This is a genomic window from Thermosynechococcus sp. M98_K2018_005 (assembly GCF_015295825.1).
Lineage (GTDB): Bacteria > Cyanobacteriota > Cyanobacteriia > Thermosynechococcales > Thermosynechococcaceae > Thermosynechococcus.
Genome location: NZ_DVEH01000077.1, coordinates 39,564 through 51,171 on the forward strand (window position 1 = coordinate 39,564; position 11,608 = coordinate 51,171).

Here is an 11,608-nt window from a genome sequence, read left to right on the forward strand (position 1 = left end):
AAGACAATAGAGGTCGGCTTTTAGCTGCTGGTTGTGCAGTTTACATGGGTTTTTTATGGGTTTGCAACGTCGTCGCTTCCTCACCCTCGCCGCCGCTGGTATGGGGGCAGCACTTTTTCCGCAAGGATTACAGCTTCTCTATCAACGGGCAGCCCAAGGTGAACCGCTGACCACCCCCGGATTTGGCCCCTTGGTCAAGGATCCCAATGGCCTGTTGGATCTACCGGCAGGCTTTCAGTATCGGGTGTTCTCAAAGCTGGGCGATCGCCTGAGTGATGGTACTCCCGTCCCAACGCTCCATGATGGCATGGCCGCCTTCCCCGGCCCCGATGGCACGACCATCCTTGTGCGCAACCATGAGATATATCCGGGGCTACCCCGTGGCTTTCAGGGGGTTGTGGCTCCCAAGGACCGGATGTATGACCCCATTGCCCCCGGCGGCACCACTACACTCGTGGTGAGCAAAGATCGGCAACTCCTCAACCATTACGTTTCTTTGGCGGGCACCTCGCGCAATTGTAGTGGCGGCAAAACCCTTTGGGGCAGTTGGATTAGCTGCGAGGAAACGATTTCCACGCCCGAACATCCTGCCAACCAAGGCCCGGTGCAAAAACGCCACGGCTACAACTTTGAAGTACCGATCAGTGCTCAAGGACCCGTGACGCCAGTTCCCCTCAAGGCGATGGGGCGCTTTCAACATGAGGCGATCGCCATTGATCCGAAAACGAATATCGTCTATCAAACCGAGGATCGCGGCGATAGTCTCTTTTATCGCTTTATTCCCAAGGAACCCACTAACCTTGCCGCTGGTGGCCAACTCCAAGCCCTGAAAATCAAACGCTACCCGAAAATCAACACCGGTCAGGATTTTCCCCTACGCAAACCCTTCGAGGTGGAATGGGTAAATATCACCCAGCCTGACCCACCCCTAGACACCGTGCGCTATGAGGGCTACGACAAAGGGGCAGCCCGATTTGTACGCGGCGAAGGTCTTTGCTACCACAATGGCGAATTTTACTTTACAGCCACCAGTGGTGGTGAAAAGCGGCTAGGCCAAATCTGGCGATACCGCCCCGGTCGCACCGCAGCAGATGGTGGCACGATTGAGTTGTTTGTCGAGTCCCCCGGCAAAGAGGTTCTTGATTATCCCGATAACTTGACAATGGCCCCTTGGGGAGATCTCATTTGCTGCGAAGATGGCGACGATGCCATTAATCGCCTGATTGGTATCACCCCCCAAGGACAGCTATACACCTTTGCTCGCAATGCCCTCAATGATCAAGAACTGGCGGGAGTTTGCTTCTCTCCCGACGGCCAAACCCTGTTTGTCAATCTCTACCATCCGGGGATGACCTTTGCCATTTGGGGGCCGTGGGATCGGCGGGCTTAATGCCCAAAGCAAAAGGGAGCCCAGGATGACCTGACTCCCTCGTTATTTTCCTACTGACTCAACTTAACAGTTTAACCCCGTGTCATTTCTGCCTTAACTCAGCGCTACATGGGAGCGATCGTAGGTAGCACCAAAGACAGGGTTCACTTTCCCTTGGATTTGGTTCCAGTAGTGGGCTGCCGTCACTGGCATGCTGATTGCTTGTGCCATCCGCGCGAGGAGGGTTTGCTCACGGCTTTTAATCATCACATGATGTGCCATCGCCAAGAAGCGAGCCATTTCGTTAACTGTTGCCGTCATGGGCACAGAAGCCACATTATCGGCCAAGCGAGCTGCGGGAACACCGGCGGGTTGTTTGCCTTTTTGATACTTGACGCCACGATAGGTCATGACTTTTAAGGATTCTTCCGGTGGATTCGTCGCAGCAGCCACACGATAGGTACTACCGCGATATTTGGCCACGACATCCGTTGCTTGGGTGTTGATCGCTGGAGGAACGTAGTTGTATTGAACGCCGCGATAAGTAAGAGTAGTCATAATTTTCGCCCCATTTTTATTACAAGGTGGACTGATGGAGGCGCGTTCCTTCGGGATCTCTTTCCCTACTTCCGTCCCTCGCAAAGGTACAACGCTGACAATTAAACTCGGTCTGAAAAGCGTTTACTGATGTCCTGCGAGAGATGAACGATTTGTTTCTGTATCTAATTTAACAATTTCTCGACCTTAAAGCAAGCTATTCATAGAAATTTACAATACTCAGCTTACTACTCCCCTAGGGATGTCATTGGCAGAGACAACAAAAAAGGCCAACCCAAAGGATTGACCCCATTACATAATTTGTGAAATTTGTGAACGTTTATTGAGGAGTGGTTTTAGCCCTCGGCTAGGGGATAGACGCTCACGCGCTTGCGATTTTTGCCATAGCGCTCAAACGTGACCACACCCGCGATCGTTGCAAAAAGAGTATCGTCACTGCCGCGACCGACATTGACGCCGGGGTGAAACTTCGTACCCCGTTGCCGCACAAGAATATGACCGGCTTTCACCACTTCGCCACCAAAGCGCTTGACACCCAGACGCTGGGCATTGGAGTCACGACCGTTGCGGGTACTACCTGTTCCTTTCTTGTGTGCCATGTTAACCTCCTAGGGATTCACCGTTGAGACGAATCTCGTTGATCATGATGCGGGTCAGTTCTTGGCGATGGCCTTGTTTTTTGCGGGTTTTCTTTTTCGGACGCATTTTATAGACAATCACCTTGGGGCCGCGACGATGCTCCATCACCGTACCAGAGACAACCGCACCACTAACGTAGGGTTGACCCACGTGGACGTGGCTATCGGTTTGCACCAGCAACACCCGTTCTAGATCAATTGTGCCCTCTGGCTCGACGGGGAGCCGCTCCACATCGTAAAAGCGCCCGGCTTCAACGCGCAGTTGCTTGCCACCGGTCTCAATAATTGCGTATGCCATAGAAACTCAAAAACTCCTTGCCGTGCAGGTGAGGGGATGCGTGCCTCTTGGAAAACCTGTTCCGTGCAAACTCAACAGTCTTCCATCATAAAATTTATCCCCTGTGGCTGTCAAACCCCTAGCCGACCCAAGGCAGACTGCCGGTTGAACATTTGCTCAGTTCGGGGCGCTCATGGAGGGAGATTTCTTTAAACATGTCGGGATAGTAAAAAACAATGGGGGTAGTGCCGACGGTAATGACATCTTCGTGGTGGAGGAGGGTGCTGTGCCGAATCGGCAGGCCATTGAGGAACGTGCCATTGCGGCTGTGGTAATCACTAACGAAATAGAGGGGCTGCCCCTTAAAGAGAAAAGCGTTGATGACGGCATGCACCCGCGAGACGTAGATATCTTTGAGGAGAATACTGCAATCAAGTTGGCGACCAATGGTCCACTGGCGATCGGGACTGAGAATAACTTCCCGTTTCGGCAAACCACGTTCGCGAATGATCAGCCACGCTTTGGGGTAGGTTAGTGCCGACATGGGTGTCTCCCCCCCCTCTGGGATGCCCTCAGCCTAGATCGCCTAGATGACAAATGTTGCCCCCTCCCCTTGGGCTGCTTGCCAACTGCGGGCATCAAAGTATAGATCCTCAAGGGAGATACTGGCCAGGGCATCCTGCAGTTTTTGGTGGAGTCGTTGCCAGAGACTCAAGGTCACCCAATCCACTGTGCCATCTTCCGGTTGGGGAGGGTGCAAAAACAGGGGGGTCGGCGATTCTCCAACGGCAGTAAGGATATCCCGCAGGGAAATAGCGGCCGGGGGACGGGCGAGTTGATAGCCCCCATAGATGCCTCGCAGCGATCGCACCAACCCAGCCCGCCGCAATTCAATCAAGAGTTTTTCCAGATAGGGGGCAGGAATCTTTTGCCGCTCAGCAATGGCGCGCACGGAGGCAGGCCCATAGTTGGGTAACAAACTCAAGTCCAATAGAGCCTTGATACTGTAGTGGCCACGGGTGGTGAGGGTCACGCTGCTTTGCCAACGGTGGTAATGTACAGAACCGCTTCTTGCGGAGGAATGCCCAAGAGATCGTTGACCTGATCATCAAAGAAACCGCCGATGCCACTGACCCCTAGCCCCAAAGCGGTGGCAGCCAAATTGATCCGCTGTCCGAGGTGGCCAGCATCCATGTGGAGATAGCGATACGCCCGTTCCCCATAGCGAGCGATCGCCCGCTCGAGATTGGCGGTATGGAAAATCACCACTGCGGCATCGCGACCGAGGTCTTGATGGAGGCAGAGGAAATGCAACTGTTCCTGAAAGTTCTTGAAGCGAATCTGGCGTAACTCATGCTCGGCCACAGCATAGTAGTAGCAGCCCTCCTCCAGATCCTTGACCCGCGTCACGGCAATAAAGGTTTCCACCAATGTCGGGTCAAAGAAACTAGGGGCTTCGTCTAGGCCTTGATCGCGGTAGTCCTGAGGATGGTAGGCAAAGGTGAGCAGGGCGGCCAGTTGATCCACCTCAATGCCTTGGCCACTGTACTGACGGGTCGAGCGCCGCTGGAGAATGGTTTGCTGGAGAGCGGCTAGATTGGTTTCCCAGTGAATGATGGTTTTGCTGAGACTCACCCGCAGCCCAAAGGGGAAGTTGTACTTACTAGCGGGGGATTCGGTCGGCTCTTGGGCACTGGTCTCCTCGACTTTGGCCATGCTGTAGATAATGTCACTATTGGTGAGGGCACTGGCACGATGGTAAGCCTTCAGTAGCTCGCCACTGGCGATCGCCCCATAGTCATAGCAGGTGGCGGAGGCCAACACCGAGGGGAACGTGGACAAGTTTTCACCCACTTCGAGTAAATTGGCAAGGGCAACCACGGCCAACACCCCCTCCTGTTCTGGATCAAGGTAAAGCAGTTCATTCATTTGGGCATCGACAAAACCACCAATGAAGTGGGCGCGAAAGTCATTGATATTGGCGGCCAGTGCCACATTCCCTAAAAGGTGCCCAATGTCGAGGCAAATGCGGCGATAGGCGCGATCGCCATAACGCCAGGCGGAACGGTAAAAGACGGCTGTCACGATCAGCGCAATGTGTGTCCTTTCTAGCGCTGGATGCCAAAGACAAGCAGCCTGTAGGGCTGACCAGGAATAGCTTTGCCATACCTGCACAAGGGCATGGTCTTTCACTTGGTAGTTATAAATGCCAGCGGGAATGGCGGTGTCGCTGCGAGTGAGGAGATAGATTTCCGCTGGATACAGCCCCCCGGCAGAGGGTGCTGCCCGCATATAAAAGGGCTGATCGGGATAGGGAACCACCCCAGTAATGCCATAGGTACAGTACAACAACTGTGAGAGGCGCTGCCAGTGGGGGTGGGCTGCCCTTTGGTCAGGTTCTAAAAACGGCTTGAGGGAGAAAGACGGACCAAAAGGATAGGTTTTGAAGGGACTGGGCTGGCGACTAAAATCCAGCGGTGCTGCCTGTTGGGCTAAGGTCTCAGGGGCGTACTTGGTGCGTTCGTGGTAATGCTGTGCCAAGGAAAGCGGTTGAACACCCATTGTAGTGCCTCACCAAGTTAAGAAAGCATTAAAGAATGTGAACTTGGCCAATAATTTCCCATAGAGTCAAAAAGGTTTTAGGTAGAAATACTTAGTCACAGTACAACACTCTCTATACCATTATGGCCAAATTCAGCAATGAGGAACTATTGGCAGCCTACGCAGCGGGGGAACGGGATTTTCGCGGCAGCGATCTGACGGGTCTGAGTCTTTTTGACACCAATCTCAGCGATGCCGATTTTAGTGACAGTGATCTGGAGAATGCCTATCTGCCCTATTGCCAGTTGAATCGAATTCAAGCGACAGCCGCTAATCTGCGCCACAGTGAATTAGGGGATGCTCAGTTGTATCAAGCGAACCTTGCGGCAGCAGATCTTGAATGCGCCAACCTTGTCCGCACCAACCTCCGGTCGGCCAATTTGGAACGGGCAAACCTGCAAGGCGCCAATCTTCAGGGGGCGGATCTGCGCTATGCCAATTTGCGACAAGCGAATCTCCAAGGGGCCAATCTGCAACAGGCGAATTTAGAGCAGGCAGATTTAACGGCAGCACAGGTACAGCGGTGTAATTTTTTTCGGGCAAGGGGTGTTGATCTGTCGGCTGCGGTGTGCGATCGCACCACAGTTTATCCCGATGGCTATTTTTACCCCTGACTCAGGGTGATCAGGGTGACTGGATTAAGGGGATGGAGGCGGTGGCCCTGACCCAAGGGAACGGAGCGGCTGAGTTGCACCTGTAGCACTTGTGGGCTAATTTGATGGGTCTGACACCAGTGGAGAACTTGGCCTTGGTGTTCAAGAGTGGCGATCGCCAGCACGACCCGGCCGCCAGCTTTCAAGTGCGACCAACAATAGTCAAGATTGGCCAGTAACTGGGCACCACTGCCGCCAATAAACACGCGATCCGGTTGCGGCAAGCCACTGAGGCACTGGGGCGCTGCCCCTGGGATCGGGATGAGGTTGGTCAAACCAAAAGCCTTGCGGTTGCGCTCAATCAGTTGGCAGCCAATAGCCGTTTTCTCGATCGCATAGATGGTGGCTTGGGGGACCAGGCGGGCGATTTCCACAGCGACACTGCCGGTGCCGGCGCCCACATCCCAAACGGTTTCGACAGTGCTGGTGAGGGCAAGTTCCGCCAAGACCAGTACTCGCACTTCCCGCTTCGTCATCAGGCTGGGGCGATCGCCAAAGGTGAAAAATTGATCATCCCCTAAGCCAAAAACGGGCTGTTCCCGAGGGAGCAGGTGCTGAGGTTGACGCAGAAGCACCACCAAATTCAAGGGATGTACCGGCGGAAGTTCCGTCACTGGTTGGGCTAAGTCCCACGGCAGAATGGCTTCGTCTTCGCTACCCAAGGCCTGACACACCCATGCCCGATAGGACACAGGCAGGTGCAACGCTTGGTATAAGCGGCTAATGGCAGCAATATTGGCCTCGCCATCGGTATAGATGGCAATTTTCTCCACCCCCCGCTGCAACAGGGGGACCAATCCGGCTAAATCGCGACCGTGGGCACTGTAGATCACGGCATCCTGCCAAGGGAGCTTGAGCCGACTAAAGGCCAACTGCACCGCACTGAGGTGGGGATGAAACGTCAACTGATCGGGAGTAAAAACTTCAAGGAGCCAGCGTCCCAGCCCGTAAAACAGAGGATCACCACTGGTGAGGATCACCACTTGGGGGTCGGGGGTTGTTGCCAAGTGGGTTTGAATCGCCTTGAGAGTGGCATTCAAGTCTCGTAGAGACAAGCGGGGGACGTCTCCTTGGGGAATCAACTGAAGATGGCGATCGCTCCCCACCAAGAGCGTCGCTGTGCGAATCATGCCCTGAACTGTTTCCCCCAACCCTGCCAGCCCCTCTAGGCCAATGCCCACCACATGAATCGGGGTCACACTGGCTCCTCACTATAGGCCAACTCCAGCAGGGCATTCACAATCGCTGCCGCCACAGGCGATCCCCCCTTGCGACCGGCAACGCGAATTTGAGGCACGGGCAGTTGGGCAAGGGTTGCTTTTGACTCCACCACATTGACGAAGCCAACGGGGACACCAATGACACCCGCCGGCGACACACGGGTTTGTTGCAGGCGATCGCACAGGGCAAGGAGTGCCGTTGGCGCATTCCCAACCACAAACAAACCATAGGGCCACTGTTGCCAAGCGCGGATCATCCCTGCTTCACTGCGGGTTTGACCGGGAGCGGTGTGGCTGCCATCGTCGAGGGCGGTAATGATCGGATTCTGGAAGGTACGGCTGACCATCGTTTGAATGCCGACACTGACCATTGCCACATCGGTAATAATCGGCACACCTGCGCGCAGGGCTTGTATGATGTGGGCGATCGCCCCCGGCGAAATCTCGAGGAGGTTCTTAAACTCAAAATCTGCTGTGCTATGGATAATCCGCCGTAAAATTGCATAGCTTGGGGCATCAAAATCATGAGTGCCGATCTCGCGATCAATGATGGCAAAACTGGCTTGGGCAATTGGATGCAGCAGAGACACAGGACTTCTGGTAGGATAGTAGAACTGCCTAAACTTGGAGAGATGGCCGAGTGGTCGAAGGCGCAGCACTGGAAATGCTGTGTGGGGCAACTCACCGAGGGTTCGAATCCCTCTCTCTCCGTCCTATTGTTATCTTGCCACTACAGGGGGTACCCCTTGCCGCAACCAAGGGAGAGGCGGCTGCCCTAAAATAGAGAACATAAAGAATACTCCCAACGCAGTTAGGGGTTCTTTGGTCCTTAATTTCTAACCCCCGTGAGGATTCTTTACTATGCGTTTCTCCTCAATCCCTTTGATGCTAGTTGCCAGCACGCTGACTGCTGTACCTGCCTTTGCTAATTCTGCTGCCATTGGCAGGATTCAAGTGAGTCCCGACTTGCGATCGGCACTCGATCCTGCGGCAAACCCCAATGTCGCCCAACCTGCAAGTAATATAGCAGAGATTGAAAACAGCCTAGAGATTTCGCCTGTGCCTGCCCGCCCAGAACCAAGAGTCTATAGGCAGTTTGAGGAACCCCGCAATAATCGCGGTCTCAGCTTCAAAGTGGGCATCTAGGGACTCAGGGCAGCACTTTTGGCCGCGTGCAGTTGGCCATTGTGTTGATCCAGTAGGGCTTGAGCGGCAAGGGCATCCAGCCCTGTCCAGTGCATGAGCAGGGCACGTTTCACTTGGTAGTTACTGCGTTCGAGGAGATCTGCTGCTGCTGCACGATCAATCTCCGTGAGATCCGTGAGAATCCGCAGGGCACGATCCAAGAGCTTACGATTGGTGACCGCCACATCCACCATGCGGTTGCCATAGACTTTGCCCAACTGCACCATTACTCCCGTGGAAATGATATTCAGTGCCATTTTTGTTGCCGTACCGGCCTTCAAACGGGTGGATCCAGCAAGGAGTTCAGGCCCTACTAGTAGGCGAATGTCAATGTCGGCAGCCCGCTGTACCTGATCCGAAGGAACGCAGGCCATAAACACCGTAAGTGCCCCTACTGTTTGAGCCGCATCCAGTGCCCCATGAACGTAGGGAGTAGTTCCGCCAGCGGTAATACCAATCACCACATCTTGAGCAGTGATCTGGCGATCGCGCACCACGGCGGCGCCATCTTCGTAGCGATCCTCAAGGCCTTCGGAACTGCGCACAAGGGCTGCGTCACCGCCAGCGAGAATGCCTTGAACCAAATGGGGCGGCGTACAAAACGTGGGTGGACATTCCGCAGCATCCAAAACCCCCAAGCGACCACTGGTGCCGGCACCAACATAAAAGAGCCGTCCCCCTTGGCGGAGGCGGGCTGCTGTGGCGGTAATGGTTTGGGCTAAGGCCTCGCGGGCTTGGGCGATCGCCCGCAGCGTCTGGGCATCTTCCTGATTAAAGAGATCAACCAGTTCCAAGGGAGTAAGCTGATCCAGAGTCTGGCTGGCGGGATTGATCTGCTCTGTCAAGAGATGGCCACGACTAGGGAGTTCTTGGAGATTTGTCATGGCCGCGCCGAAATTTCTGCCATTTCAATCACGGTGCCGGCGTAGTCCTTGACAAGGAAATTGAGGGGGCGATCGCTCCGCACTTTGTAGCGCAACTGCCGCCGTTGAATCCGCAGCAACAGGAGGTCCAAGCACTCACGGTCAAAGCAGACATGGCGCTGACGGTTGCGTTCCCCCTTGCTGGCACCGCTAATCACGTGCAGTTGGGTATTTTTCTTGAGTTGGTACCACAGACCATCACTGGGGCTGGGGCGCTTGGGGCTGCTGTAGCTCAAGGCCGAAGGCACATAGAGGGGATCCATCGAAGCCACGCCAAGGGTTTGCTCATAGTTGTAGTAGTAGTGCAACGGCACATCGGCGATCGGCAAATGCAACTCCTGCTCGTAGAACTGCCGCGCGTGTTCTAGATCCGAAACCATGATCGTATAGACCTTGGGAGCACTGGACAAAAAGAGCCACATCGCCCCTGCGTAGCCCATCAGCAGCATGATCATGATTCCTTGGGTGGAAAATACTCCATCCCAAAGGCCATCCAGCCAAGCAAACAAAGGAGGAGTCAACAACATGCCAATATTCTAGGGAAAGCTCCTTTTATTCTAGTCAACAGACTGAATCCTCAGTTATTCTTCGGCGAAGATGTAGTCGTAGAGTTCTTCGGGCTTAGGTTCAGGACTTTCCTCGGCAAAGGCGACAGCATCATCCACAATCGCCTGTACTTTTTGCTCAATGGCACGCAGGTCTTCGTTAGTGGCCAGTTCTTGCTCCACGAGGTAGGCCCCCAGCTTTTTGATGGGATCGCGCTTCAGCCAAAATTCTTTCTCTTCTTTGGAGCGCAGTTCATCGGGATCGGCAAGGGAGTGGCCCCGGAAACGGTAGGTCAAAGCTTCAATCAGGGTAGGGCCCTCACCGGCACGGGCCCGAGCGATCGCCGCCTCAGCAACTGTACGTACCGCCAGCACATCCATGCCATCCACTTCTTCACCCACCATGCCAAAGACCTTGGCTTTCTTGTAGATTTCCGTCTCGGAACTAGCACGCTCATGAGCCATGCCGATCGCCCACTTGTTATTTTCCACCACAAAAAGAATGGGTAATTTCCAGAGTGCCGCCATATTCAAGCACTCAAAGAACTGGCCATTATTGCTGGCACCATCACCAAAGAAGCAAGCGGTGACCTGATCGGCTTTAGCATCACCCATCACCTGACGGCGGTACATCGTCTGAAATGCTGCCCCCGTTGCCACTGGAATCCCCTCAGCCACAAAGGCAAAGCCCCCCAAGAGATGATGCTTAGCGGAAAAGAGGTGCATTGAGCCGCCCCGGCCTTTACTACACCCCGTCGCCTTGCCAAAGAGTTCGGCCATCACTTCACGGGCAGGAACACCGGCACTCAGGGCATGAACGTGATCGCGATAGGTACTGCACACGTAATCATCAGGACGCATCGCCTTGATCACACCTGTAGAGACAGCCTCTTGACCGGTGTAGAGGTGGACAAAGCCAAACATCCGCCCTCGGTAGTACATTTCGGCACACTTATCTTCAAAGATGCGCCCCAGTACCATATCTTCATAAAGCATTAACCCCTGCTCACGAGTAATCGTGGTTTGGGGAATGGACAAAGAGGGCAGACTACGCTCTTGAACCATAGCAGGCAGTGATCAACCTAGGGTAAACGCCGTACCAACAGGGCAAGCCGCCGTTGGCATCACCCTATTGTACTCAAATTACAGCCCTTTTCTTAAATATAGGGCCAACAAGGGGATGCCAGCCTCTGCTAATCAAAGTAAATGAGTACCCCTGCCCCTTGCTGGTTTGCGAAAAAGTCCCGTAGATCGCAATTAGGATCGCCAAAGAAGTTGCCAAGGCTCTTGATTGCTGCGGCTCCAAAGAGAGGAGGGATAGAGGTGGGCGGCAGCCATTGCCTCTGGGTCAAAACGTTGTGCCAGGGTCGTTTCAGTGATCGATTGCAAGGCTTGATGCCAAGCATTCACCTGATGGCGATCAAGGAAACGGGGCACACTGTCCACCCTGTCTTCAGTGGTCATTTCTGTTCCTCCTTTGAGGAGATAGCACCAAGGCTCGTCACCCCCATCGGCAGTGCCGGTGAATAACCAATGCAGACCGTGCCATGCAGTTTCTAGGATGCAACTGGGTCAGTCTCCCTTTAACTCAGTGTGAACTGCTTGAAGTTCCCCCTTAAACTCCGCACGAAGTGCTTAT

General features: G+C 54.2%; 15 protein-coding genes, 1 tRNA gene and 1 riboswitch. Of the genes, 4 read left to right on the forward strand and 12 right to left on the reverse strand.

Going from position 1 to position 11,608, the window contains the following annotated elements; all coding sequences use genetic code 11:
* The first annotated feature begins 55 nt into the window (after positions 1–55).
* Complete coding sequence (locus IGQ15_RS10355; RefSeq protein ID WP_297051496.1) at positions 56–1,390, forward strand: alkaline phosphatase PhoX; 1,335 nt, start codon at positions 56–58, stop codon at positions 1,388–1,390.
* Between the two features lie 93 nt (positions 1,391–1,483).
* Here IGQ15_RS10355 and IGQ15_RS10360 read toward each other — a convergent pair whose 3' ends face one another.
* The 6 genes from IGQ15_RS10360 to IGQ15_RS10385 all read right to left on the reverse strand — a co-directional run bounded on the left by IGQ15_RS10360 (position 1,484) and on the right by IGQ15_RS10385 (position 5,404).
* Positions 1,484–1,927, reverse strand: coding sequence for a DUF4278 domain-containing protein (locus IGQ15_RS10360; RefSeq protein WP_297051498.1), 444 nt, complete (start codon positions 1,925–1,927; stop codon positions 1,484–1,486).
* A 39-nt stretch (positions 1,928–1,966) separates the two neighbouring features.
* Positions 1,967–2,079: riboswitch (Glutamine riboswitch) on the reverse strand.
* A 183-nt stretch (positions 2,080–2,262) separates the two neighbouring features.
* Positions 2,263–2,526: a 50S ribosomal protein L27 gene (gene rpmA / locus IGQ15_RS10365; RefSeq protein ID WP_297051500.1), complete on the reverse strand. Its 264-nt coding sequence runs from the start codon at positions 2,524–2,526 to the stop codon at positions 2,263–2,265.
* A gap of 1 nt (position 2,527) precedes the next feature.
* On the reverse strand, positions 2,528–2,863 hold the full coding sequence (rplU, locus tag IGQ15_RS10370; protein ID WP_297051502.1) for a 50S ribosomal protein L21: 336 nt from the start codon (positions 2,861–2,863) through the stop codon (positions 2,528–2,530).
* Positions 2,864–2,981: 118 nt separating this feature from the next.
* Positions 2,982–3,386, reverse strand: coding sequence for an FHA domain-containing protein (locus IGQ15_RS10375; protein WP_297051504.1), 405 nt, complete (start codon positions 3,384–3,386; stop codon positions 2,982–2,984).
* A gap of 42 nt (positions 3,387–3,428) precedes the next feature.
* The gene (locus IGQ15_RS10380) at positions 3,429–3,875 is read right to left on the reverse strand and encodes an Rrf2 family transcriptional regulator (RefSeq protein WP_297051506.1); all 447 of its coding nucleotides are present in this window, start codon (positions 3,873–3,875) and stop codon (positions 3,429–3,431) included.
* Positions 3,872–5,404 (reverse strand): SagB/ThcOx family dehydrogenase, encoded by a 1,533-nt coding sequence (locus tag IGQ15_RS10385; RefSeq protein ID WP_297051508.1) that lies wholly within the window; start codon positions 5,402–5,404, stop codon positions 3,872–3,874. Before IGQ15_RS10385 ends, IGQ15_RS10380 begins: the two co-directional genes overlap by 4 nt.
* A 122-nt stretch (positions 5,405–5,526) precedes the next feature.
* On the opposite strand from IGQ15_RS10385, the gene IGQ15_RS10390 reads away from it, so the two are divergent.
* On the forward strand, positions 5,527–6,057 hold the full coding sequence (locus IGQ15_RS10390) for a pentapeptide repeat-containing protein (protein ID WP_297051509.1): 531 nt from the start codon (positions 5,527–5,529) through the stop codon (positions 6,055–6,057).
* On the opposite strand, the gene cbiE is transcribed toward IGQ15_RS10390, so the two are convergent.
* Together cbiE and IGQ15_RS10400 are read right to left on the reverse strand one after the other, a co-directional pair.
* A complete protein-coding gene (cbiE, locus tag IGQ15_RS10395) occupies positions 6,048–7,295 on the reverse strand; it encodes a precorrin-6y C5,15-methyltransferase (decarboxylating) subunit CbiE (protein WP_297051511.1) in 1,248 nt (415 codons plus the stop codon). The two genes, IGQ15_RS10390 and cbiE, sit on opposite strands and share 10 nt — an antisense overlap.
* Complete coding sequence (locus IGQ15_RS10400; protein WP_297051513.1) at positions 7,292–7,906, reverse strand: cobalt-precorrin-8X methylmutase; 615 nt, start codon at positions 7,904–7,906, stop codon at positions 7,292–7,294. Before IGQ15_RS10400 ends, cbiE begins: the two co-directional genes overlap by 4 nt.
* A gap of 36 nt (positions 7,907–7,942) precedes the next feature.
* Here IGQ15_RS10400 and IGQ15_RS10405 point away from each other — a divergent pair.
* Together IGQ15_RS10405 and IGQ15_RS10410 are read left to right on the forward strand one after the other, a co-directional pair.
* A tRNA-Ser gene (locus IGQ15_RS10405) sits at positions 7,943–8,027 on the forward strand.
* 150 nt (positions 8,028–8,177) lie between these two features.
* Entirely contained in the window at positions 8,178–8,462 is a 285-nt protein-coding gene (locus tag IGQ15_RS10410; RefSeq protein ID WP_297051515.1) for a hypothetical protein, read from the forward strand.
* Here the strand turns inward: IGQ15_RS10410 and murQ are convergent.
* The 4 genes from murQ to IGQ15_RS10430 all read right to left on the reverse strand — a co-directional run bounded on the left by murQ (position 8,459) and on the right by IGQ15_RS10430 (position 11,532).
* Positions 8,459–9,385 carry an N-acetylmuramic acid 6-phosphate etherase gene (murQ, locus tag IGQ15_RS10415; protein ID WP_297051516.1) on the reverse strand — a complete coding sequence of 309 codons (927 nt, stop codon included), beginning with the start codon at positions 9,383–9,385 and terminating at the stop codon, positions 8,459–8,461. The genes IGQ15_RS10410 and murQ overlap by 4 nt on opposite strands.
* A complete protein-coding gene (locus IGQ15_RS10420; protein ID WP_297051518.1) occupies positions 9,382–9,951 on the reverse strand; it encodes a glyoxalase-like domain protein in 570 nt (189 codons plus the stop codon). The genes murQ and IGQ15_RS10420 overlap by 4 nt, the downstream gene beginning before the upstream one ends.
* A gap of 54 nt (positions 9,952–10,005) precedes the next feature.
* Positions 10,006–11,034, reverse strand: coding sequence for a pyruvate dehydrogenase (acetyl-transferring) E1 component subunit alpha (pdhA, locus tag IGQ15_RS10425; protein WP_297051519.1), 1,029 nt, complete (start codon positions 11,032–11,034; stop codon positions 10,006–10,008).
* Positions 11,035–11,226: 192 nt separating this feature from the next.
* The gene (locus IGQ15_RS10430) at positions 11,227–11,532 is read right to left on the reverse strand and encodes a DUF1877 family protein (RefSeq protein ID WP_297051521.1); all 306 of its coding nucleotides are present in this window, start codon (positions 11,530–11,532) and stop codon (positions 11,227–11,229) included.
* Positions 11,533–11,608: the final 76 nt, after the last annotated feature.

What these genes read in the sequence shown, in the direction of transcription:
- IGQ15_RS10355 (WP_297051496.1), top strand. Translation starts at nt 56, where the DNA reads ATGGGTTTGCAACGTCGTCGCTTCCTCACCCTCGCCGCCGCTGGTATG.
- IGQ15_RS10360 (WP_297051498.1), bottom strand. Translation starts at nt 1,927, where the DNA reads ATGACTACTCTTACTTATCGCGGCGTTCAATACAACTACGTTCCTCCA.
- rpmA (WP_297051500.1), bottom strand. Translation starts at nt 2,526, where the DNA reads ATGGCACACAAGAAAGGAACAGGTAGTACCCGCAACGGTCGTGACTCC.
- rplU (WP_297051502.1), bottom strand. Translation starts at nt 2,863, where the DNA reads ATGGCATACGCAATTATTGAGACCGGTGGCAAGCAACTGCGCGTTGAA.
- IGQ15_RS10375 (WP_297051504.1), bottom strand. Translation starts at nt 3,386, where the DNA reads ATGTCGGCACTAACCTACCCCAAAGCGTGGCTGATCATTCGCGAACGT.
- IGQ15_RS10385 (WP_297051508.1), bottom strand. Translation starts at nt 5,404, where the DNA reads ATGGGTGTTCAACCGCTTTCCTTGGCACAGCATTACCACGAACGCACC.
- IGQ15_RS10390 (WP_297051509.1), top strand. Translation starts at nt 5,527, where the DNA reads ATGGCCAAATTCAGCAATGAGGAACTATTGGCAGCCTACGCAGCGGGG.
- IGQ15_RS10410 (WP_297051515.1), top strand. Translation starts at nt 8,178, where the DNA reads ATGCGTTTCTCCTCAATCCCTTTGATGCTAGTTGCCAGCACGCTGACT.
- murQ (WP_297051516.1), bottom strand. Translation starts at nt 9,385, where the DNA reads ATGACAAATCTCCAAGAACTCCCTAGTCGTGGCCATCTCTTGACAGAG.
- IGQ15_RS10420 (WP_297051518.1), bottom strand. Translation starts at nt 9,951, where the DNA reads ATGTTGTTGACTCCTCCTTTGTTTGCTTGGCTGGATGGCCTTTGGGAT.
- pdhA (WP_297051519.1), bottom strand. Translation starts at nt 11,034, where the DNA reads ATGGTTCAAGAGCGTAGTCTGCCCTCTTTGTCCATTCCCCAAACCACG.